Origin of the sequence: Pigmentiphaga litoralis, assembly GCF_014651835.1 — a bacterium.
Taxonomy (GTDB): domain Bacteria; phylum Pseudomonadota; class Gammaproteobacteria; order Burkholderiales; family Burkholderiaceae_B; genus Pigmentiphaga; species Pigmentiphaga litoralis.
This window is the reverse complement of sequence record NZ_BMXQ01000001.1, coordinates 3,409,683-3,430,278: the sequence shown is the minus strand read 5'-3', so window position 1 is coordinate 3,430,278 and position 20,596 is coordinate 3,409,683. Positions and strand designations below refer to the sequence as shown.

At 65.2% G+C, this 20,596-nt stretch carries 20 protein-coding genes; 12 read left to right on the top strand and 8 right to left on the bottom strand.

Annotation, left to right across the window (positions count from 1 at the left end; genetic code table 11):
- The first annotated feature begins 240 nt into the window (after positions 1-240).
- Genes IE116_RS15610 through IE116_RS15595 form a run of 4 tightly spaced genes read left to right on the top strand, consistent with a single transcriptional unit; the run spans position 241 to position 5,553 of the window.
- Positions 241-1,236, top strand: coding sequence for a tripartite tricarboxylate transporter substrate binding protein (locus tag IE116_RS15610; RefSeq protein WP_189613878.1), 996 nt, complete (start codon positions 241-243; stop codon positions 1,234-1,236).
- A gap of 39 nt (positions 1,237-1,275) precedes the next feature.
- Positions 1,276-2,094, top strand: coding sequence for an enoyl-CoA hydratase/isomerase family protein (locus tag IE116_RS15605; RefSeq protein ID WP_189613877.1), 819 nt, complete (start codon positions 1,276-1,278; stop codon positions 2,092-2,094).
- A 4-nt stretch (positions 2,095-2,098) separates the two neighbouring features.
- Entirely contained in the window at positions 2,099-4,213 is a 2,115-nt protein-coding gene (locus tag IE116_RS15600) for an acetate--CoA ligase family protein (protein ID WP_189613876.1), read from the top strand.
- Positions 4,210-5,553 carry an MmgE/PrpD family protein gene (locus IE116_RS15595; RefSeq protein WP_189613875.1) on the top strand — a complete coding sequence of 448 codons (1,344 nt, stop codon included), beginning with the start codon at positions 4,210-4,212 and terminating at the stop codon, positions 5,551-5,553. The genes IE116_RS15600 and IE116_RS15595 overlap by 4 nt, the downstream gene beginning before the upstream one ends.
- Positions 5,554-5,589: 36 nt before the next feature.
- Here the strand turns inward: IE116_RS15595 and IE116_RS15590 are convergent, their stop codons facing one another.
- Positions 5,590-6,384, bottom strand: coding sequence for an IclR family transcriptional regulator (locus IE116_RS15590; RefSeq protein ID WP_189613873.1), 795 nt, complete (start codon positions 6,382-6,384; stop codon positions 5,590-5,592).
- 188 nt (positions 6,385-6,572) lie between these two features.
- Between IE116_RS15590 and IE116_RS15585 the strand changes: the two genes are divergently transcribed.
- Positions 6,573-7,571 carry a Bug family tripartite tricarboxylate transporter substrate binding protein gene (locus IE116_RS15585; RefSeq protein ID WP_229828205.1) on the top strand — a complete coding sequence of 333 codons (999 nt, stop codon included), beginning with the start codon at positions 6,573-6,575 and terminating at the stop codon, positions 7,569-7,571.
- Positions 7,572-7,586: 15 nt separating this feature from the next.
- On the top strand, positions 7,587-8,963 hold the full coding sequence (locus tag IE116_RS15580; protein ID WP_189613871.1) for an MmgE/PrpD family protein: 1,377 nt from the start codon (positions 7,587-7,589) through the stop codon (positions 8,961-8,963).
- Here IE116_RS15580 and IE116_RS15575 read toward each other — a convergent pair.
- Complete coding sequence (locus tag IE116_RS15575) at positions 8,923-9,825, bottom strand: LysR family transcriptional regulator (protein ID WP_189613868.1); 903 nt, start codon at positions 9,823-9,825, stop codon at positions 8,923-8,925. The genes IE116_RS15580 and IE116_RS15575 overlap by 41 nt on opposite strands.
- A gap of 98 nt (positions 9,826-9,923) precedes the next feature.
- Between IE116_RS15575 and IE116_RS15570 the strand changes: the two genes are divergently transcribed.
- The gene (locus IE116_RS15570) at positions 9,924-10,796 is read left to right on the top strand and encodes an alpha/beta fold hydrolase (protein ID WP_189613866.1); all 873 of its coding nucleotides are present in this window, start codon (positions 9,924-9,926) and stop codon (positions 10,794-10,796) included.
- Positions 10,797-10,870: 74 nt separating this feature from the next.
- On the opposite strand, the gene IE116_RS15565 is transcribed toward IE116_RS15570, so the two are convergent.
- Positions 10,871-11,803, bottom strand: coding sequence for a pirin family protein (locus IE116_RS15565; protein ID WP_189613865.1), 933 nt, complete (start codon positions 11,801-11,803; stop codon positions 10,871-10,873).
- Between the two features lie 164 nt (positions 11,804-11,967).
- Between IE116_RS15565 and IE116_RS15560 the strand changes: the two genes are divergently transcribed.
- The gene (locus IE116_RS15560; protein ID WP_189613863.1) at positions 11,968-12,201 is read left to right on the top strand and encodes a LysR family transcriptional regulator; all 234 of its coding nucleotides are present in this window, start codon (positions 11,968-11,970) and stop codon (positions 12,199-12,201) included.
- Here IE116_RS15560 and IE116_RS15555 read toward each other — a convergent pair.
- A complete protein-coding gene (locus IE116_RS15555; RefSeq protein ID WP_189613861.1) occupies positions 12,164-12,571 on the bottom strand; it encodes a RidA family protein in 408 nt (135 codons plus the stop codon). The two genes, IE116_RS15560 and IE116_RS15555, sit on opposite strands and share 38 nt — an antisense overlap.
- A 141-nt stretch (positions 12,572-12,712) precedes the next feature.
- Here IE116_RS15555 and IE116_RS15550 point away from each other — a divergent pair, with 141 nt between their 5' ends.
- Both IE116_RS15550 and IE116_RS15545 read left to right on the top strand, forming a co-directional pair.
- Positions 12,713-13,657 (top strand): LysR family transcriptional regulator, encoded by a 945-nt coding sequence (locus IE116_RS15550; protein ID WP_189613859.1) that lies wholly within the window; start codon positions 12,713-12,715, stop codon positions 13,655-13,657.
- A 202-nt stretch (positions 13,658-13,859) separates the two neighbouring features.
- Positions 13,860-14,192, top strand: coding sequence for a hypothetical protein (locus IE116_RS15545; RefSeq protein WP_189613857.1), 333 nt, complete (start codon positions 13,860-13,862; stop codon positions 14,190-14,192).
- A gap of 152 nt (positions 14,193-14,344) precedes the next feature.
- On the opposite strand, the gene IE116_RS15540 is transcribed toward IE116_RS15545, so the two are convergent.
- The 4 genes from IE116_RS15540 to mdtD all read right to left on the bottom strand — a co-directional run bounded on the left by IE116_RS15540 (position 14,345) and on the right by mdtD (position 17,728).
- On the bottom strand, positions 14,345-14,980 hold the full coding sequence (locus IE116_RS15540; protein WP_229828204.1) for a ribonuclease T2 family protein: 636 nt from the start codon (positions 14,978-14,980) through the stop codon (positions 14,345-14,347).
- A gap of 370 nt (positions 14,981-15,350) precedes the next feature.
- Complete coding sequence (locus tag IE116_RS15535; protein ID WP_189613853.1) at positions 15,351-15,695, bottom strand: DUF4148 domain-containing protein; 345 nt, start codon at positions 15,693-15,695, stop codon at positions 15,351-15,353.
- A 206-nt stretch (positions 15,696-15,901) separates the two neighbouring features.
- The gene (locus tag IE116_RS15530; RefSeq protein WP_189613851.1) at positions 15,902-16,207 is read right to left on the bottom strand and encodes an SDR family NAD(P)-dependent oxidoreductase; all 306 of its coding nucleotides are present in this window, start codon (positions 16,205-16,207) and stop codon (positions 15,902-15,904) included.
- Positions 16,208-16,327: 120 nt separating this feature from the next.
- Complete coding sequence (mdtD, locus tag IE116_RS15525) at positions 16,328-17,728, bottom strand: multidrug transporter subunit MdtD (protein WP_189613849.1); 1,401 nt, start codon at positions 17,726-17,728, stop codon at positions 16,328-16,330.
- A 124-nt stretch (positions 17,729-17,852) separates the two neighbouring features.
- Here mdtD and IE116_RS15520 point away from each other — a divergent pair, with 124 nt between their 5' ends.
- Together IE116_RS15520 and IE116_RS15515 are read left to right on the top strand one after the other, a co-directional pair.
- Positions 17,853-19,304, top strand: coding sequence for a M81 family metallopeptidase (locus IE116_RS15520; protein WP_189613848.1), 1,452 nt, complete (start codon positions 17,853-17,855; stop codon positions 19,302-19,304).
- Positions 19,292-20,518, top strand: coding sequence for a LysR family transcriptional regulator (locus tag IE116_RS15515; RefSeq protein ID WP_189613846.1), 1,227 nt, complete (start codon positions 19,292-19,294; stop codon positions 20,516-20,518). The genes IE116_RS15520 and IE116_RS15515 overlap by 13 nt, the downstream gene beginning before the upstream one ends.
- The last annotated feature ends 78 nt before the right edge of the window (positions 20,519-20,596 follow it).

The window sequence follows — 20,596 nt, the reverse complement described above, 5'->3', positions numbered from 1 at the left end:
TGCGACCGGTGCGTTGTGCGGGCCACGAAACCGCGTCATACGAACGACATCTGGCGACTTTCGCCCGCGGGCAAGTCGCCCCGGCGAATCCGGGAAACCCCGGGCGGCTTGCACCACAATTCCACAGAGTGGAATTGGACCGATGCCAAGCCACACCGTCTTCCCTACAGTGACGCACCAGAAGCGAGAGCGGCAGCGCCGCGACTCGCAGGCATCCCGCCCCGTCACAAGGAGACAGACATGTTCATTTCCCGTCAAAGCGCCCGTTGGAAACACGTTGCCGGCATCGCTGCCGTCCTCATCGGCGCTACCGCAATCGCCCCAGCCGCCGTCGCCGCCTACCCCGACAAACCCATCAAGATCGTCGTGCCCTTCGCTCCTGGCGGCGGCACGGACATGGTGGCGCGCGGCATGGGGCAACCCATGGCTGAAATGCTGGGGCAGCCGGTCATCATCGAGAACAAGCCGGGCGGCGGCACCCTGATCGGCACCGATCAGGTCGCGCGCAGCGCGCCGGACGGCTACACCCTGGTGATGGCAACGCTGGCGCACGTGGTCAATCCCAGCCTCCATCCCAAGATGCCATATAGCAACGATGCGTTCGCGGGCGTCATGCTCGTGGGCCGGTCACCCAATGTGCTGGTAGTGCGTGCCGAGAGCCCGTACAAGTCGGTCAAGGATGTGCTGGATGCCGCGCGGGCCAATCCCGGCAAGTTGACGTTCGCCTCGCAGGGTGCGGGCACGTCGGCGCACCTGGCGGGTGAACTGTTCAAGAGCCTGGCGAAAGTTGACATCGTCCACATCCCCTATCGCGGCGCCGGTCCGGCGATCAATGACCTGATGGGCGGGCAGGTCGACATCATGTTTGCGACGGCGGCGTCGGTCGGCACGTCGATCGAAAGCGGCCGCCTGCGTCCGCTGGCCGTGACGACGGCGCAGCGATCGCCGGCGCCGGTGCTGGCCAAGGTGCCGACGATTGCCGAAAGCGGGGTGCCCGGGTACGTGGCCGACAGCTGGTATGGCCTGTTTGCGCCGGCCGGTACGCCGCCCGCGGTGATTGCCAAACTGAACGCCGCCGCGACACGCGCGGTGCAGACCGACGCCTTTCGCAAGCGCGTCGAAAACGAAGGCCTGGTCATCAGTGCCGGGACGCCCGAAGACTTCGACAAGTACGCCAAACAGGAAGAAGAGCGCTGGCGCAAAGTGGTGAAAGCCGCGGGCATCACCGCCGAATGAACCCCCTGACGACCTTCTGATTCCAAAGGACTGACCATCATGACGCCCTCTTCATTGATCGAACTCGAGGTGACCGCCGGCATCGCGACCTTGAGCCTGAACCGTCCCGACAAGCGCAATGCCATCAGCGACGACATGCGCACCGCGTTGATCGAGGCGCTGGAACACGTCGCCGCCACGCCCGCCATCCGCGCGCTGATCCTGACGGGCAAGGGCAAAGGCTTTTGCGCGGGCGGTGACGTGGCCGGCATGGAACGCCGCATGAACGCGCCGACCGGCGAGATCGCCTTCAACGGCTGGACGCGGCAGCAGCGCGTGCATCACACGCAGGCCTTGTTGTTCAACATGCCCAAGCCAACGATCGCAGCCGTGAATGGTGCGGCATCGGGCCTGGGCGCGGATACGGCCCTGGCCTGCGACTTCGTGCTGGCGTCCGAGGCAGCGACCTTTACCTGGTCGTATATCCATCGGGGCATCGTGCCGGATGGCGGCGGCATGTATTTCCTGCCGCGACGCGTGGGGTTGGCCAAGGCCAAGGACCTGATCTTTACCGGCCGCAAGGTCGAGCTGGACGAAGCGGTAGCACTGGGTATCGTGGACCGTACCGCGACGTCCGAGACCTTGCTGCAGGAAGCACAGGCCTGGGCAACTGCGCTGACGCACGGGTCGGCAACGGCCCTGGCGCTGAGCAAGGGCATCCTGAACCAGAGCTTCGAATCGTCAGCCCACGACGTATTTGCGCAGGGCAGCCAGGCACAGGGCATCTGCTACACCAGCACCGAGCACCGCGAGTCGGTCACGGCATTCCTGGCGAAGCGGGATGCCGCACGGGATGCCGCCCGCGCCAGCAAGGAGTAAGTCGATGAACCCCTTATCCAGACTCATCTCCCCCAAGCGTGTTGCCGTCATCGGCGCTTCCGCCGACCCGGCCAAGACCGCGAGCCGGCCCGTAGCCTACCTGCGCAAGCATGGCTTCACGGGCGATATCTACCCAGTCAATCCGAAGGCCGACACGATAGACGGGCTGCGCTGCTATCCCGACGTCGCGTCGCTGCCCGAGGTGCCCGACGTGGGCATCGTTTTGCTGGGCGCGCAGCATGCGCATCTGGCGGTGCGCGACCTGGCGGCGCGCGGCGCGGCGGCGGCCATCGTGCTGGCCAGTGGCTATTCGGAAACGGGTGAGCGGGGCGCCAGCCGGCAGCAGCAATTGCTGGGTGCGGCAGGTTCCATGCGTATCCTGGGGCCCAATACGATCGGCCTTGTCAACGTGACGGACAACATTCCGCTGTCGGCCAGCGGCGCCCTCGAAATGGATCATTTCCCGGCGGGCAATATCGGTGTCGTGTCGCAAAGTGGCGGCATCCTGGGATCGCTGCTGTCCCGCGCCGCGGCGCGCGGCATCGGCCTGTCCAAACTGGTTTCCACCAGCAACGAAGTGGACCTGGACCTGGCCGACTTCGTCGACTACCTTGCCGACGATCCGGCCACGCAGGTCATCGCCTTGTATGTCGAAAGCGTGCGCAACACAGCCACCTTCCGCGCGGCGGCACTGAAGGCTGCGCAGGCTGGCAAGCCGCTGGTGGTCTACAAGATCGGCCGGTCGGAGGCGGGCGCCCGTGCCGCGGTGTCGCACACCGGCGCGCTGGCCGGCGCGGACCGCATGTACGACGCGCTATTCAGGCAGGTGGGGGCGATCCGCGCGCAAAGCTTCAGTGATCTGCTCGACATCCCCGCGGCTTTGTCGACGGCGCGGGTACTGAAGGGACGGCGCGTGGCGATCCTGACGTCCACGGGCGGTGCAGGCACGCTGGTGTCCGACAGCCTGGGCGTAGCGGGCTTCGATACGCCCCCGCCTGACGAGGCCACGGCCGCGTCCTTGCGTGCACTGCAGACCGGCGACCATGCGGCGCTGGACCGGAATCCGATCGACGTCACGCTGGCGGGTCTGCAACCCGACTTGCTGCGCGGGGCAATCCGCACATTGCTGGCCAGCCGGAGCTACGACGCCCTGGCGATCATCGTCGGATCGTCCAGCCTGGCCATGCCGGCGCTGATGGCCGGGGCCATTGCAGACTGCCTGCCCGATAGCGACAAGCCGGTCATCGCCTATGTCAGCCCGCACGCTCCCGACGTGGCTGCCTTGCTGACGCAGCGTGGCGTGCCGGCCTTTGCCGCGCCGGAAAGTTGCACGGTGGCTTTGCAGGCGATGTGGCATGCGGCCAACCTGAAGCCGCAGGGTGGCCCGATCGAAGCCAGGCAGATCGCCATCGACGATCTGCCTGTTGGATCACTGAATGAGGCGCAGGCCAAACAGGTGTTCGCGCGCTTCGGCGTGCCGGGCGTGAAAGAGATTGTCGTGACCGATGGGGCCGGGGCCGAGCGTGCCGCGCGAGAGCTCGGCGGCAATGTCGTCCTCAAGATCCTGTCGGGCGAGATCACGCACAAAAGCGATGTGGGCGGCGTGGCGGTCAACGTGGCGCCCGACCGTATCGCGGCGCGGGTCGACCGGATGGAAGGCGATGTGCGTGAAAAGACGGGCGCCGCGCCCACCCGCTATGTCGTGCAGGAAATGGTTGCGGGTGGCACCGAGTTGATCCTGGGCATGCATCGCGATCCGCTCGGCACGGCCATTCTGTTGGGCATGGGCGGGGTGACCGCCGAGCTGCTCAATGACACGACGCTGACGATGCTGCCTGCCGCCGGCGGCTTGAGTCAGGCCGACGCGTTGGCCATGGTCCAAAGCCTGAAAACCTGGCCCTTGCTCGATGGCTTTCGCGGCCGCCCCAAGGCTGATGTGGATGCTCTGGTCGAGGCCGTGGTCGCGTTCTCGACCCTGGCGGCACAATTGGGGGATCGCATCATTGAAGCCGAGATCAACCCGCTGTTCGTGCTGCCGCAAGGGCAGGGCGTACGTGCTGCCGATGGCGTGCTCGTGCTGGGCGGCAGGGACACCTCAGTTCAGGGACAGGGATCATGACCACTACGCAAGCCTTCGGCCAATACGCCGACACGTTCGCTCGGACGCCCCTGTCCGACGAGGTCCTGCACCACGCCAAGCGGGCGGTAGTGGACTGGTATGCATCGTTGTTTCCCGGCTTCAACACGGTGCCTGTCCAGCGGCTCATGACGGTGCTTGCCGACGAGATCGGTCAGGGCTCGGCGAAACTGGCGATGGGGCAGGCTGCGTCGCCACGCACCGCGGCATTGATCCACGGCGCCGCCGCGCACGCTGCCGAAGTCGATGACAGTTTTCGCGACGCGATGTACCACCCAGGCGCCGCCACGATCGCCGCGGCGCTGGCCTCGGCGCAATCCGCCCAGGCCAGCGGCCTGGACTTTTTGCGCGGCATCGTGCTTGGCTACGAAATATCGACGCGCATCGGCGTCACGCTGGGCAGGCCGCACTACCGGTTCTGGCACAGCACAGGCACGGTCGGCACCTTTGGCGCCGCGGCCTCGGCAGGTGGCTTGATGAAGCTGGACGGCGACGCCTTCGCGCATGCGCTTGCCACGGCCGCGACCTTTGCCGCGGGACTGCAACAGGCCTTCCGTATGGACTCGATGTCCAAGCCCTTGCACGCGGGCCGCGCGGCAGAAGGCGGACTGCTGGCCGCCATGGCGGCGCGTCATGGCATGACGGGATCGCTGGACGTGCTGGAAGGGGACGCGGGCATGGGCCAGGCCATGAGCAGCGGCCCGGACTGGAGCGACACGCACGCCACGCTGGGCGAGGTCTTCAATATCTGCCGGTTGACGTTCAAGAACCATATCGGTTGCGGCCACACCTTTGCCGCAGTCGATGGCGCCTTGGCCTTGCAGCAGCAACTTGGCGTGAAGGCCGAAGACATTGTCGGCCTGGACATCGGTACCTACCGGCCCGCCCTGGACATTGCCTGCTACGACACCCCCGCCACGGACAACGAAGCGCGCTTCAGCCTGCGTTACATGGTGGCTTGCGCGCTGAATCACGGCAGCGTGCGGCTGTCCGCCTACACCCCGGAACGGCTGGCCGACCCGGTCACGCGTGGATTGATGGCACGCATGCAGGTGTCCGTCGATCCGGCCATCGATGCCGCGTTCCCCGGCCGCCGCGCGGCGCGGGTGGTGATGCGGACCGCGGATGGGCGTGTCGGCGAGTTCTTCCAGCCCGACCGGCGCGGCGACCCGGAACTGCCACTGTCGGATGCGGACCTGGGCGACAAGCTGTGTGAGCTTGCCGCGCCAGTCATTGGCGAGGCGAAGGCCAAAGCCTTGCTGGAGCGTATCTGGGAACTGGAGTCGGCAAGCGACCTGCGGGGGCTGACGATCGCGATGTGATGGCGGCACTGTTGGCTGGTCTTGTCATTGCTTCTGTTACTCCAGCCGCTGCATCGCGGCAACCAGTTGCGCAGCCAGCGCCATCAAGGCTGGCGCCAGCTCATTGGCGATCGCGTCTGGCGCCTGGGTCGTGGTCACGCTGGCATTCATCACGTGTATCGGGTACCCCTCGATCTGCACAGGCGTCGCCATGGCGACGACCTCAGGCTGCCACGACGCGACGCAATACCCACGGGTCTCCACCTGGATGATCGCGTGCCGGATTTCCGTGTCGAGCGCAGGCCAGCCACGCCCCCGTTGCTTGCGGAACCGTTCCATCAGGTCGCGCCGGCGGTCGGCAGGCGCCACGGCCAGATAGGCCCGCCCCAACGACGTCAGTTCGATCGGCACCCGCTGTCCGGCCACCACATTGCGCAGCGCCACCTTCCGGTTGTAGCGCACCGATTCCAGATAGACCATGTCGTCGCGATCGCAAATCGCCAGTCCCACATTGATCTTCAGCTTCTCGGCCACCTTGCGCATCATGGGGGCGGCGATCTGCAGGATGGGCGACCCCGAGCGCATTGCGTGCGCAAGACTCAGTACGGGCGCGGCCAGGCGATAGGCCCGCCGGCTCGCGTCGTGATCGAGCATGCCGGTTCCCACCAGGGTTTGCGTCAGCCGGCTGACCGTGGCGCGCGACAACCCGGTGCGCTCCGCGAGTTCGCCATTGCCCAGCAGATCCGACCCTTGCCTGAACGCGCGAAGAATCTCGATGCCGCGTTCAAGCGACCGGTTTTGCGCGGGCAGGTCGAGGCGGCCGGGTCGGTCGGAAGCAAGGGGAAGGGGCATCACGGGGTACCGCGCAAAAGGTCTATCGGTCGGTCACTGTCGGCCATTCTAGACACGGATCGGCGCGCCGTCTGCCTTGATCGGCCGACCCTATAACTGTGGGAGGAAGACGGTATTAGACGCCACCGACGGCGGTCCATACAGTGCACGGATCGTATCGAAGCATCCAACAAGAACACGGAGACAGCATGACAATGACCTCTTCCGCACAGCCTATTTTTCGCATTGCCGTCCTCACGCTGTGCGTGCTGGGCGCGCACCTGGGCGCCACCGCAGTCCACGCGCAAAGCTACCCGAACAAGCCGATCAAGATGGTGATCCCGTACACGCCGGGCGGGTCGATCGACACCGTGGGCCGTCTTGTGGCGGAACAGCTGCAGAAGCAGCTTGGCCAGACCATCGTGATCGAGAATCACCCTGGCGCGTCGGGCCTGATCGGTTCGGCCAATGTGCAGCGCGCCAAGGCGGACGGCTACACGCTGCTCTTCAACGCGTCCAGCCAAGTCTACATGCCGCTGGTCGTGGCCAAGAAGACCTACGATGCCGAGCGCGATTTCACGCCGGTCGCGCAGATCGGCTTCGTGCCGCTGGTTGTTGCGGTCAACAACGATGTGCCGGCCAGGACCTTGATTGAACTTGCGGCATTGGCGAGGGCCAACCCTGGCAAGTACACCTGGGCGACCTCGGGCCTGGGCACCACCAGCCACCTGAGCGAAGAGATGATCAATCGCGCGCTCAAGCTGAACATGGAGATCATCCCGTACAAGGGCGCCGTGCCGCAGTTGACGGACGTCGTGGGCGGGCACGTTTCGGCCGCGATTTCACCGATGCCGGGGGTGCATTCGTTCGTTGAAGCGGGGCGCCTCAAGCCTATCGCCGTGACCAGCAAAACCCGCGTTGAAAAGATGCCGAACGTGCCGACCGTGGCGGAGAGCGGCATGCCGGACTTTGAGTTGCTGTCGTGGTACGGCATCTGGGGCCCGGCCAACCTGCCGCCCGAGATCGTCAGCAGGCTGAACACCGAGGTCGGCAAGGCCGTCAGGGTGGCGTCATTGAAAGCACGCTTCGACGAACTCTCCTTCGTGCCGACGCAAAGCACGCCTGACGAATTCAAGGCCTTGATCCGCAAGGACATTGTCACCATCGGCAAGTCGGTCAAGGAAGCCGACATCAAAATCGACTTCTGACCCGGAGCGGCAACCATGATCACACGCACATTGGCAGGATGGGTCGCCGGGCTGACGCATGACGCCATCCCCGAAGACGTGCTGAAGACTTTGCGGTTCTTGAGCCTGGACACCTTCGGGTCGGCGCTGGCTGGCCGCGGGCTTGCATGGACCGATGCGATCGAGGCATGGGCCAAGGCGGGCGGCACGCCGCCGGCTGGCCGTGCGGCCACGGTGTGGGGCGAAGCTACCCCCTGCCTGCGTGCCGCCGATGCGGCCCTGGTCAACGGCGCGGCCGCGCATGGTTTCGAGCTCGACGACTTTCACAACGCCAAGCTGCACCTGGGCGCGGTCATGTTGCCCACCGTCTTTGCATTGGCCGAAACCTTGCCCGCAGACAGCCGCCGGATTGAAGTGGCGCTGGCAGCGGGCTACGAGGTCGCGATCCGCAGTTCGCTCGCGCTGGGTCCCGCCCAGGCACGCCTGCGCGGCTGGCATCTGACGGCGGTGTGCGGGCCGCTGGGTGCGGCGGCCGCGGCGTCGGTCATGCTCGGCCTTGATGCCGAACGCACGGCCTGGGCCCTGGGCCTGGCTGGCACCCAGTCCAGTGGTCTCTATGCGTTTTCATCCGACGGCACGGACACCAAACGCTTCCATCCGGGCCGCGCGGCGCAGGCCGGCCTTATGTCTGCCGAACTGGCCTGGCATGGCCTCACCGGGCCAACCGAGATCTACGAAGCAGCCGACGGTGGGCTGCTCAAAGCCTTTGTCGACCAGCCGCATCCCGACAGGCTAGTTGCCGACCTGGGCAATCATTGGCACGCGCCGCGCACCAACTTCAAGCCGTATGGCTGCTGCGGCAGCGTGCATGCGCACGTGGATGCGGCGCTGGCGCTACGGCCGGACTGGACCGGGTCCGGGGCGATCCGCGTCGGCATGCCCCGTGTGGTCGACGTGCAATGCGGTTATCCGTATCGCCCAGGATCGGCACTGAATGCGCAGATGAGCGGCCGGTATGCGATCGCCGTGGCCCTGCTGGATGGCGCAGTGTTGCCCGCGCAGTTCAACGACGCGCGTCTGGCCGCTGAGGATGTGACGGCCCTGGCCAACCGGATCGAGATCGTGGCCGATGCCGACCTGGACGCCCGCTATCCGGCGCAGTTCTGTGGATGGGTCGAAGTCGAGACACGGCAGGGTGGCCGGTCCAGGATAGACATCGATAACCCGTCGGGGTCCGCCGACAATCCGCGCCGCGCGGACGGCATCCTGTCGAAGTTCGAAGCGCTTGCCACGCCAGGTCTCGGGGCGGATGCCGTGGCGCGCCTGCAGGCGTGCTTCCAGTCCTTGCCCGACAGTTCGGTGCAAGAGATCCTTATGCTTGCGGCGCCGGCAGTCGCGCGGCGGGCAGGATGACCTCGGCGATCACCCGTTGGACCAGTTCCGACGGGTGGTTGTCGTGCCAGATAGCCTCGATACGAATATGACCCGAGTCCCCCTCCAGATGCCGGAAGCGCACGCCGCCAAAGGCGGTATGCGCAAAGGAATGCGGCACCAGGGCCACGCCCAGTCCGACGCTGACCATCTGCAGCACGGTCAACGGGTGGCGCGCCGTGTGGGCGATGTTGGGATGAAAGCCTGCGTTCAGACACGTAGCGATCAAGGCGTCGGACAAGGCGGGCGCATGCTCGCGCGAGAACGCCACCATGGGCACGTCCGCCAGGTCGGCCAGGGTCAAGGGTTCGCGATCCGCCAGCGGATGCCCCGCCGGCAGCACGGCTGCGTAGGGCTCCGAAAAGAGTTCGGCATGCTGCATGCCGGCACCCTGCGGGGTCGCATGGATGAAGCCGATGTCGAGCTTGTCCTGCGCCACGTGGCGAATCTGTTCCTTCGATTCCATGTCGGCCACGATCACTTCCACCGACGGGAACCGTGTGCGGATCGCATCGAGCATCTGCGGCATGACGTTGAACACGGCCGACGTCGCCATGCCCAGACGCAGCACGCCGGTGTCTCCGGCCGCGGCCTTGACCGTGCTTTTGACGGCGACGTCCACCTGGTCGAACAGCGACCGGGCGTGCTTGAGCAGCACACGTCCCGCGTCGGTCAGCTTCACTTCACGCCGTGTGCGATACAGCAGCTCGACACCCAATTCGTCTTCGAGCGCCTTGATCTGATGCGACAGCGGCGGCTGCGACATGTGCAGCTTTTCGGCGGCCCGGCTGAAGTTCAGTTCGTCGGCGACCGTGACGAAGTAGCGCAGTTGCCGCAGGTCCATGACGTGGTGTCTCGCTTTTTTTTGATGGTGTCCGGGTCGCGCGAAAGTCGCCTTGCCGAACCCGCCATCCGTTTCTTTTTCAGGTAGAGGAACTTAGCATGCCCATGCACAACACTGTGCGTCAACACGCCTTGCCCGATGCAAGCGCGCCACCCGAACTGCGCCACATGGTTGATCGTGGCAACGGTGTCACCATCGAATGCTGGGCGCGGGGCGAGGGGCCACTGGTTGTCTTGTTGCCGTCCCTGGGGCGCGGCGCACGCGACATGGACGAACTGGCTGCGCCACTGAGTGCGGCAGGCCTGCGCACGATATGCCCCGAACCGCGAGGCAATGCGGGCAGCACCGGTCCGCTTGAAGATAAGACACTGCACGACTGGGCGCAGGATATCGCCGCGGTGATCGAGCATGAAGCGCGCGGTCCGGCGTTCGTGATCGGCCATGCGCACGGCAACTGGATCGCGCGCACGCTGGCGTCCGACCGGCCCGACCTGGTGCGGGGCTTGATCCTGCTGGCCGGGTCGGCCGGCAAGGTGCCGCGCGGCATGACGGCGGCGCCCATCCCCCCGGACATTCGCGCGTCGATTGAAGGCAGCGGCAACATGGACCTGCCTGATGCCGAACGGCTGAAGCATCTGCAGCGTGTGTTCTTTGCGCCTGGCAACGACGCCCGCCCGTGGTTGCAGGGTTTCAATACGCGCCTGATGACCCAGCAGACCCTGGCGCAGAAGCGCACGCCTGTCGACGAGTTCTTTGCAGGCGGCACGGCGCCCATCTTCAATGTGCAGGCCGAATTCGATGTGGTGGCGCCGCCAAGCTACGCCACCGTGCTGAGCGACGAACTGGGCGACCGGGTCACGAACCTGACGATCCGCAACGCCGCGCACGCCCTGATTCCCGAGCAACCCGAGGCGGTCCTGCGGTGCATCCTGGCGTATCTGCGAACGACGTTCGGTATTGATGTGGGATGATGCGTGAGAGTGTGAGCACAGGGCGCCGCGCCATTGCGGCGCCCTGTTACAGCTTGCGGCATCCGGCTTGCGGGTCAGCGCAGCACCGGCACCGTTCCCGAAGCCGTGCGCCGGTCACCCAGCGCCTTGAGCGTGCGGCCGAGTTCCTTGATGCGGTTCTCGCCGATCTCCAGTGCCTTGGCCGATGTGTGCACCGAGTAGTTGCCCAAATGCAGCGGGTGCGGATGCGGCACCGCCGAACCAAGCACGAACACGACAGCCGCGTCGCCACTCGCCCGCACCTGCACGGAATCGCCGCTGTCATCGAACACCACCATGTCGCCCGCAGTGGCGCCCGGCTGCGTGGCGCCGGTGCTCAGCGTGCCTTGCGACACCGCCAGCCATCCCACCGTATGCGCGGCTGGCGGCCGATAGGTAAAGGTCTCGCCCGCCGCCAGGGTCACGAGCAGGTAGTTGATGCCTTCAGGCGCGGGCACCGGGCTGCGCACGCCGTCGTACTCGCCCACGATCACCCGTGCCGGACCGGTTTGTGGCATGTCCGCTGCTTCGATATAGCGGCTTTCCGACGGACCGTTTTCCAGTGCTTCCGGCAGCGCCAGCCACAGCTGGAAGCCTTCGATCAGCGGCACGTCGTCGGTCGTCACTTCCTTGCCGTGCCAGACGCCGCCGCCGGCGCGCATCCATTCCACGCCGCCGTAGCCGATGGTGCCTTTGCCGGCATCCGGATCCTCATACCGCATGCGCCCTTTGGTGATGACGGTCACGGTGGCCACGCCAGAGTGCGGGTGGATCGGCATGCCGCCCCGTGCTTCCATCGCGCGTTGCGTCGCCTCGTCGGCGCGAAAGAGGTCCAGGAACACGAAGGGCTTGAGCACTTCACCCAGGTCCGACGGGCTCATCAGCCGGGTGATGAAACCGCCGCCGTGGCCGCGGGTACGGTGGACGATCTTGCGCGGCGCCTGAATGGGCGCGACTTGGGTGGGGGCATAGGTAGCGGTCTGGTTCATGGCGGTCATCCTCGATAGGGTCGTGCTGGCAGCGGTCGGGAACGACACGCTGATTGCACTGTTGTCTCTATGCTAGAGGCCCGCATTCCGCCACGCTAGCCCCGGAAAAGCGACTTCAGTGTTGCGTGAACAGGAACGCTCGTGGACCTTGAAGATGTGAAAACGTGTCGCGCACGGAACGGGGTTCGACCCTGACCGAAGCCGGGGCGACCTTTCGCGAGCATGCAACCCGGGTGGTGACCGAACTGGCTGTCGCACAAGACGCGCTGTCGCCCGAAGGCGAGTTGCGCGGCCAATTGCGTATTGCCGCGCCGCTGTCGTTCGGCACCGTGTCGCTGGCGCCGGTGCTGGCGGGGCACTTCAGTGAGCAGTGTCCGCCGCCGGCACCTTCGCAATGACCTTGATCTCGAAGTCGAAGCCGTACAGCCATGTCACGCCCACGCAGGTGATGTTGGGGTAGGGTGCGTTGCCCCAGTAAGTCGGCACGACTTCCCAGATGGTGTCGAACTTGGAAGCGGGGTCGACGATGAACACGGTGACGTCGACCACATCGTCGAACGTGCAGCCGCCCGCTTTCAGCACGGCGTTCAGGTTCTCGAATGCCAGGGCCACCTGCTTGCGCAGATCGGGCTCGGGCGACCCGTCCTCGCGGCTTCCGACCTGGCCGGACACGAACAGAAGGCCATCGGACCGCACGGCGGGTGAATAACGATTGCGCTCATACAGGGCGTGGCGGCCAGGGGGAAAAACGACGTCGCGCTTGGTCATGGTGGTGCTCCAACAAGGGGTCGCGGGGAATCCGTATCGACCATGGCCGCACTGTATCGACGCCCTTGCAGCCGATAAACAGGCAAGCGCACCAAGCACTGTTTGTAGAATCCAAACAATCAATCAACGGCGGGAGACGCCATGGACCGTTTCGATGCGATGCAGGCCTTTGCCCGGGTCGTGGAAACCGGCAGCTTCACCAAGGCAGCCGATACGTTGCACATGAGCAAGACCACCGTCACGCAACTGGTGCAACAACTGGAAGCGCGGCTGCGCGTGCGCCTGCTCAATCGCACGACGCGGCAGGTCAACGTGACCGCCGATGGCGCCGCGTACTACGAGCGGGTGCTGCAACTGCTGGCGGACATGGACGACGCCGAGACCAGCCTGTCGGTCGCGGCCGCATCGCCCCGTGGCCGCCTGCGTGTCGATGTGCCGAGTCCGTTCGCGCAGATGATCCTGATCCCGGCCCTGCCCGAGTTCTACGCGCGGTATCCCGACATCCAGCTCGACATGGGCGTCAGCGACCGGATCGTGGACCTGATCAACGAAAACGTGGACTGCGTGGTGCGCGGCGGTGAATTGAAGGACCAGTCCTTGATCGGGCGGCACGTGGGTGACCTGCAATTGCGCGTGTTCGCCGCGCCGTCCTATCTGGAACGCTGCGGCACACCCGCGCACCCCAAGGCGCTGGAAGACGCCCCGCACCGCATCGTCGGCTTTCTATGGTCACGCACCGGCAAGCCCTTGCCTTACGCCATGCACCGCGGCGATGAAAGGGTGACCGTGCACGGCCGCCATGCCTTGGCGGTGGATGACGGCAATGCCTACCTGGCGGCCGGGTTGGCCGGACTTGGGGTGATGTGGCTGCCCGATTACATGTCGGTCGCGCATGTGGCCCGCGGCGCGCTCGTGCCGCTGTTCGCAGACTGGCGGCTGGATTCGATGCCCATGTATATCGCCTATCCGCCCAACCGCCACGTCAGCGCCAAGCTGCGCGTGTTCATCGACTGGATCGTGGCCTTGATGAACCTGCATGCGCCTTTGGACATGCGGCGGGACGCGCAATCTTCCAGGCAACAGTAAAACGCTGCTGACAGTTGGGATCCGCCCTGAACGACACGTTGCGATGCGCACCGCGCTGCCATGCCTTCATCTGTCACATAGCTGCTATAGCTTTCCTGTTTGACAGAAGACGTCTAGCATCTCTGTAGGATTAGTTCTTAGGTGGTAACCCTGGGCCGAAGGTCGTTGGCAGGTGGGCCGAACCAATCAGGAAGGAGCAAAAATGCTTATCGCAACGAATAATAAGATCTCCATGCACCAGCCGCCTTGGTACCCAAGTCGTTTACGAGGCGTGCAAGCCATAGAGCGCCAACTGAGCTCGCTCGCGAGCGGCGGTGCCGCCATCGTGCGTCTTGGCTTCGTGTCCGGAAGAGACCAGGCCGCCTTCCTGTTTGATGTGTTGAGAGGCAAGGGTGTACCGGCCCGGATCGAGGTCAATGGCAGTCAGGTCGAAGTGTGCGCAGAACTGAGACCGCGGAGCATGAGCGTAAGTAACGACGCAATGTTCAGAGGCGTCGTCGACATTTTCTGGAACGTGAAGTCGAAGGACTTTTGATTCCGGCGCCAAGCGGCGTCTCCTGCATGCACCGTGTCAAAGCGGTTGTCCCCGGCGCGCGTGGGCAGACAAGTCCATCACGGCGGCTGACGGCTTGCACCAAGCTGCCTTGATCGAGCCAGATGCCCATTCGCACCTTCCTGCATGGCGGCCTACCGGGACGGCGCTCTCACCCTGACCTGCTGGCTGTCGGGCGTTCCCTTGACCGGACACGCCATCGGCTTGAGGCCCTTGTCCAGGCAGATCCACAGCTCTTTGAGCCGGTTGCCCGATGCCACGTTGACCCGCAGGCTGTCAGGGGGCAACGCCGGGTTGCGCGTCAGGAATGCCTGCTTGATGTCGGCCACCTTGGCATACACCAGTTGATTCGGGCCGGGTTGGCTGCCGACCATCTCTTGCGTGGTGGGGCGACGAAGCGAGCTGTACACGTCCTGGATGTCAGCAAAGTAGCTATCCGGAGATGACCAACCGCACGTCCCGTGGGCTTGCCACTCGTTCTGCATCAGGTCGGTGCCCGGCATCATGCAGAGGTGTTGCTTGACTAACGGAGACGGCAGCGACCCGACGGTCTGGCAGTTCCGAGGATGGTCCTGATTGGACCGGGCCTTCCCGTTCTGGGGCCACAGACCATGCACCACCCATTCGAATCGGTTGTCGGAAAAGCACTGGAAGGCGTGTTTCTGTCGGGTGGCCTTGGGCTTGTTGCGCTGTGCCTCGCAATGTTCCGGCGACCACGACAGAACCATGGCCAGGTAGTCGGTGGGGAGGTCCTTGTTGACGTAGTCCACGGGCCTCGGCGGAGCGGGTTTGACCGCGCCGGGCAAGGCGCAGGTCTCCTGCGCGGATAGTGCCGTCGAGGCAGTTGCCAACAGTCCCCAGAGCAGTGTTCGCCCCCAACCCGTATTCAGTAAACCGCGTCCCATATGACCTCCCGATTCCGCGCAGTACGCCCTGCGCGCGATGTTAGTGTGCAAGCCTTGTCATTCTGTCGTCAAAGCATGACGGGAAGGCGTCCGGGATCCGTATGGCGCGTCGATCAACGACCGCGCGTGCGGACGGCACCCATAAAAAACCCGGCGATCAGGCCGGGTGGAGGGGATGCAGGTGCTTGCCAGAGGCCAAGCGCCTCCAGGGGATGCCTGGACGTTCCGCGGGTCATCAACCTTTGCGTGCCGTACGGCCGGGAACGGGGTAGGTCGCGTTGTTGAAGTAGTAGCCTTGCGCCTTCGACTGCAGCAGTTGTTGCTTGGTCTGGGCGTACGAGGTGTCGCTCTCGGTGCTCATGGGCAGCAGGCCATACAGATCGCCGTCGACCACGTCGCCGCGGGCCTTGGCTTGCACCAGATCCTGGCGAACCTGGGCGGCGCTGACGTCGCTGCTTTGCGAAGTGGACGATGCGTAGGGGTATTCGCCGGTGCGGTTGATGTCCTGGGCTTGGGCGCCGAAAGCGGCAAGGCCGATCAGGGCGGCGGAAAGGGCGCTGATGACGGTAGTCGTGTTCATGATGTATCTCGCTAAGTGGTTGAAGTGGTCGGTGCAGAAAGCTGCTTGGTGACCGTGAAACAATGATCTGCCTGTTCGCGGTATATGTGAAATCGATCCTTGGTATTCCCGCTATATATCCAGGTGATACCAGAAGCATGCGTGACCCCGGAAGCCTGCATGGGCACCAGGCAGGTGAGCGTAACGATGCCTTCCGAAACCCAGGATCACTTCAGGAACGGATTGATCGCCGATAGGGTGTCGTCGAAGCGATGCTCGACCTCGGCGGTGCGCATGAAGTCGACACCTTCGACCAGATTTCCTTGGGCGTGAGCTGCAACGTTGGCGGGATCGTCCATATCCAGCGTCAATGCGTGCATGCGTGGCCGGCTGGCCGCTGCGGTTTTCAACGTTTCCATCCGCCGGCCAGCGATGATGACGGTATTGCCGAGGCCATGGAAGCGGTGCGCAAGCGCCTCGCCAATGCCCGTGCCGCCGCCGGTAATCAGGATCGTGTTGCTCGTGGTTTGCATGATGTTTCCCTGAGAGTTGATTGCACGCCCTCACTATGGCTGGTTCAAATTCGAACCGATAGCCCATAGATTGGTACGTTGCGTCTCAGAGGTGGAACACCTGACCTGCGGGCCGTCGCCCTAACGCGCGGCCCCCGCGCTGCGCGCATCCGGAGCCGGCTTGGTGGTCGTGGCGGGATCCAGCTTGCGAAAGATCCATGCCGACACCAGCGTGATGGCGCCCACCACCAGGAAAGTGAGCGCGAAGCCCGCACCCGTGCCGGTCGGCTGGCCCGAGAACAGCGTGACCAGACCGCCGCCCAGCGTGACGCCCAGGCCCACGGCCAGCATCTGCACCATGGAAAACAGGCTGTTGCCCGCGCCGGCATCGTGAGGCTTGAGGCCCTTGAGCGTGACGCTGTTCATGGCCGCGAACTGCATGGAATTGCCTGCGCCAAAGATCGCGAGCTGGATGATTTCCAGCGCCAGCGGCCAGCCCGGCGAGATGACGGCAAAGGACATGATGGCCAGGCCTGTCACCAGGGTGTTCACGAGCAGGAAGGTCTCATAGCCGTAGCGGCGCACCAGCGGCCCGATGCAGGGCTTGGCAATCACCCCCGCAATTGCGGCGGGCAGCATCATCAGGCCGGATTGCAGCGGTGAATAGCCCAGCTGCAACTGCATCAGCAGAGGCAACAGGAACGGCACCGCGGCGCAACCGATCCGGCACACCAGATTGCCAATCAAACCCACCGAAAAGTTCGGCTCGCGAAACAGGCCCAGGCGGAACAAAGGGTGCGGACGGCGCTTGGCATGCGCCACATACAGCAGCGCCGAGATCGCGCTGATACCGATGCCAACCATCCACCACAGCGCGCGGTGCGCACCGGGCGGCGCGTCCATGGCAAGCGAAAACGCCACCATGCACACCGACAGCAGCACACAGCCGACGATGTCGAAGGGCAGCGGTTCCGGCAGGGCATCGGACTTGAGGTAGCGCCGCACCGCCAGCAGCCCGACGATGCCGATCGGCACATTGATCAGGAAAATCCAGTGCCACGATACGGCCTGCACCAGGAACCCGCCCAGGGTCGGACCGAATAACGGGCCAACCTGTCCGGCAATCGAGATGAAGGACAAGGCAGTGATGTACTGCTCGCTCGACACGCTGCGCAGCACGGCCAGCCGGCCAATCGGCAACAGCATCGACCCGCCGATGCCCTGGATCACCCGCGCCGCGATCAGCTGATTCAAGGACCCGGCTGCCGCACAGAAGACCGAGCCCAGCACGAAGATCAGGATGGCGTAGAAATAGACCTGCCGCGTGCCGAAGCGGTCGGCGAGCCAGCCGGACGCGGGAATCAGCATCGCCATCGTCAGGCTGTAGGCCACGATCACCGGTTGCATCGACAGGGGCGACACCCCCAGGTTCTGCGCCATGGCGGGCAGCGCCGTATTGACGATGGTGGTGTCCAGGGTCTGCATGAAAAACGCAGACGCAACGATCCACAGCAAGGCTTTCTGTGGCGAAGAAGAAGTCATGGGATCTCGGGGCGGAAGACGGCCGGCGGGGCGGACATGCCGGCGCGCAAAGGCGACATTGTATGTCCGGCCGTACAAGTTGGCCGGATCTGCGACAATCCGCCGAACACTCCTGGCGCCTTCCATGAAACTCTTCGTTGCCGCGCTTGGCGCGGAAACCAATACGTTCTCGCCTTTGCCCACGGGCACCGCGTCGTATCGCGGCGACCTGTATTTTGCGGCAGGCCAGCACCCCGACGAGGTCACGTTCTTTGGCGGACCCCTGATCGCTGCGCGCCGCCGCGGCAAGGCGCAAGGCTGGCAGGTGATCGAAGGCATGGTCGCCTCGGCGGCCCCCGGCGGCATCACCACCCGCGACGCGTACGAAAGCCTGCGCGACGAACTGCTGGCGGATCTGGATGCGGCCTTGCCCGTGGACATGGTGTTGCTGGGCCTGCATGGCGCGATGGTGGCCGACGGCTATGAAGACTGCGAAGGCGATCTGCTGCGCCGGGCCCGCGAGCGGGTCGGCCCGGGTGTGATCCTGGGCGCCACGCTGGACCCGCATGCGCATCTGAGCGACGCCATGGTGGCGCAGGCGGATCTGCTGATCGCGTTCAAGGAATATCCGCATACTGACATTCTTGAGCGGGCCGACGAATTGGTGGATCGTTGCATCGATCTGTATGAAGGGCGGTTGCATGCGTGTCCCGCGGTCATCGACTGCGAAATGATCGTCCCCATCCACACGACCCGCGAGCCGGCCAGGGGATATATGGCTCGCGTCCGGGCTCTGGAAGGGCAGGGTGGCATCTTCTCTATTTCCGTAGTGCAAGGCTTTGCGACCGGCGACGTGCCCGACATGGGCACCAAGGTGCTCGTCTATCACGATGGGGATGCCGTGGCGGCGACGCACCAGGCACGGCAACTGGCGGATGAATTGATCGCCCTGCGCGATGGCCTGCAGGTGGCCTTTCGCAGCATCGACGATGCCATCGATGACGCCCTTGCCGCGCCTCCCGGGCTGGTGGTGATGGCGGACCGCCCCGACAATCCCGGCAGCGGGGCGCCGGGTGATGCCACCTTCATCTTGCGGCGGTTGATCGAGCGGGGCGTGCGCGACGTCGCGCTGGGTCCGCTATGGGACCCGGGCGCGGTGCGCATTGCGTTCGAAGCCGGGGTGGGCGCGCGCTTGCCGCTGCGCATCGGCGGCAAGATCGGTCCGCTGTCGGGCGATCCGGTGGATCGGTCCTGTGTGGTGGAAGCGCTGCGCCCCGGGTACACCATGACGGGCTTGACCGGCAGCCCCGTGCCATTGGGTGACGCCGCCCTGGTGCACGCAAATGGCATCCGCATCGTGCTGGTGTCGATGCGCGATCAAGCCATGCACACCGACCTGTTCACCGGCATTGGCTGCGAGCTGGAATCCCTGCGCATCGTGGTCGTGAAGTCCGCGCAGCATTTTCATGCGGCGTTTGCACCCCTGGCCTGCCGTGTGATCTATGTGGGCGGGCCGGGCGTTGCCACGCCCGATTGGAAGACCCTGACCTACACGCGGATCCGGCGGCCGCGCTGGCCGATATCATGCGCACGCTGACACCGCATCTGAAAAAGCTGCGCGCGGTGCGCGCCGTGGCCGAACACGGCAGCACGGCGCGGGCCGCGGCGTCGCTGTTCCTGTCGCAGCCCGCTGTGGCGCGGGCCGTGCGCGATGTGGAATCCCTGCTGGACATGACACTGTTCGATCGCAGCGCGCGCGGCATGGACCTGACCGAGCTTGGCCAGGTGCTGGACGCCCGCCTGAAGCGTGCCTTTGCGCAGTTGCGCGCGGTTGACCGCGGCGTGACGCAGCTGGCGGCGGGCCACCGGCTCGCGCATCACCGCAGCGAATCGCAGCTGGAAACGCATGCGGGGTATCGACACCTCAGCACACTGATGGCCCTGGACGCGGCCGGCAGCGAAAGCCGCTGCGCCGAAGCGCTCGGCATCAGCCAGCCCGCCGTCACGCAGGCGATCGCGCAACTGGAACACCTGGCCGGAGTGCGGCTGTTTCATCGGTCCGCGCGCGGCATGCGCCTGACCGAGCCGGGCGATGCGCTGCTGCGGCATGCGCGTCTGCTGTGGTTCGAACTGGATAGCGCGAGCGCCGACCTGGCGTCGCGGGTCGGCCGATTGCAGGGCCGCGTCGTGATCGGCACCTTGCCGTTTTCCACCGGCCTATTCGTGCCCCGTGCGGTGGAACGGCTGCTGGCCAGCCACCCGGCCGTCAACGTCACCATCGTCGATGGCACCTACGAAACGCTGCTGCACCGGCTGCGTCACGCCGAACTCGACATGGTAATCGGCGCCTTGCGCCAGCCACCGCCCGCCGACGACCTGCACCAGGAACCCCTGTTCGATGATGAACTGGCCGTGGTGGTGCGGCAGGGCCATCCTTTGCAGGGCCGGCCCTTGCGTGGCCTGGCCGATCTGGTCGATGCGTCGTGGATCCTGCCCATGCCCAACACCCCGGCGCAGTCCGCGTTCGAGCGCGCATTTGTCAGCGATGGCCTGGCGCCGCCCACCAGTGGCCTGCAGGTCAACAGTCCGGCATTGACGCAGGCCCTGCTGATGGAAAGCGACCGCGTCGTGCTGATGTCGCCGCGGCAGATCAGCCGCGAGGTCAAGGCGGGTCTGCTGGCGCTTCTGCCCATCACGGTGCGCATGACCACGCGCGCCATCGGGCTGACAACCCGCACGGATTACCTGCCGTCCCCGGGGGTCGCCTTCTTGCTCGATGCCCTGCGCGATACCGCTGCTGACCTAGGGTAATCCCCCTCCGCCGCCTGGCCGGCGCTGACCAGGGGTATAAGCAAAACGCATTGCCTGCCGCTGCTTTGGCATTGGCAG

What these genes read in the sequence shown, in the direction of transcription:
- IE116_RS15610 (WP_189613878.1), top strand. Translation starts at nt 241, where the DNA reads ATGTTCATTTCCCGTCAAAGCGCCCGTTGGAAACACGTTGCCGGCATC.
- IE116_RS15605 (WP_189613877.1), top strand. Translation starts at nt 1,276, where the DNA reads ATGACGCCCTCTTCATTGATCGAACTCGAGGTGACCGCCGGCATCGCG.
- IE116_RS15600 (WP_189613876.1), top strand. Translation starts at nt 2,099, where the DNA reads ATGAACCCCTTATCCAGACTCATCTCCCCCAAGCGTGTTGCCGTCATC.
- IE116_RS15595 (WP_189613875.1), top strand. Translation starts at nt 4,210, where the DNA reads ATGACCACTACGCAAGCCTTCGGCCAATACGCCGACACGTTCGCTCGG.
- IE116_RS15590 (WP_189613873.1), bottom strand. Translation starts at nt 6,384, where the DNA reads ATGCCCCTTCCCCTTGCTTCCGACCGACCCGGCCGCCTCGACCTGCCC.
- IE116_RS15585 (WP_229828205.1), top strand. Translation starts at nt 6,573, where the DNA reads ATGACAATGACCTCTTCCGCACAGCCTATTTTTCGCATTGCCGTCCTC.
- IE116_RS15580 (WP_189613871.1), top strand. Translation starts at nt 7,587, where the DNA reads ATGATCACACGCACATTGGCAGGATGGGTCGCCGGGCTGACGCATGAC.
- IE116_RS15575 (WP_189613868.1), bottom strand. Translation starts at nt 9,825, where the DNA reads ATGGACCTGCGGCAACTGCGCTACTTCGTCACGGTCGCCGACGAACTG.
- IE116_RS15570 (WP_189613866.1), top strand. Translation starts at nt 9,924, where the DNA reads ATGCCCATGCACAACACTGTGCGTCAACACGCCTTGCCCGATGCAAGC.
- IE116_RS15565 (WP_189613865.1), bottom strand. Translation starts at nt 11,803, where the DNA reads ATGAACCAGACCGCTACCTATGCCCCCACCCAAGTCGCGCCCATTCAG.
- IE116_RS15555 (WP_189613861.1), bottom strand. Translation starts at nt 12,571, where the DNA reads ATGACCAAGCGCGACGTCGTTTTTCCCCCTGGCCGCCACGCCCTGTAT.
- IE116_RS15550 (WP_189613859.1), top strand. Translation starts at nt 12,713, where the DNA reads ATGGACCGTTTCGATGCGATGCAGGCCTTTGCCCGGGTCGTGGAAACC.
- IE116_RS15545 (WP_189613857.1), top strand. Translation starts at nt 13,860, where the DNA reads ATGCTTATCGCAACGAATAATAAGATCTCCATGCACCAGCCGCCTTGG.
- IE116_RS15535 (WP_189613853.1), bottom strand. Translation starts at nt 15,695, where the DNA reads ATGAACACGACTACCGTCATCAGCGCCCTTTCCGCCGCCCTGATCGGC.
- IE116_RS15530 (WP_189613851.1), bottom strand. Translation starts at nt 16,207, where the DNA reads ATGCAAACCACGAGCAACACGATCCTGATTACCGGCGGCGGCACGGGC.
- mdtD (WP_189613849.1), bottom strand. Translation starts at nt 17,728, where the DNA reads ATGACTTCTTCTTCGCCACAGAAAGCCTTGCTGTGGATCGTTGCGTCT.
- IE116_RS15520 (WP_189613848.1), top strand. Translation starts at nt 17,853, where the DNA reads ATGAAACTCTTCGTTGCCGCGCTTGGCGCGGAAACCAATACGTTCTCG.
- IE116_RS15515 (WP_189613846.1), top strand. Translation starts at nt 19,292, where the DNA reads ATGCGCACGCTGACACCGCATCTGAAAAAGCTGCGCGCGGTGCGCGCC.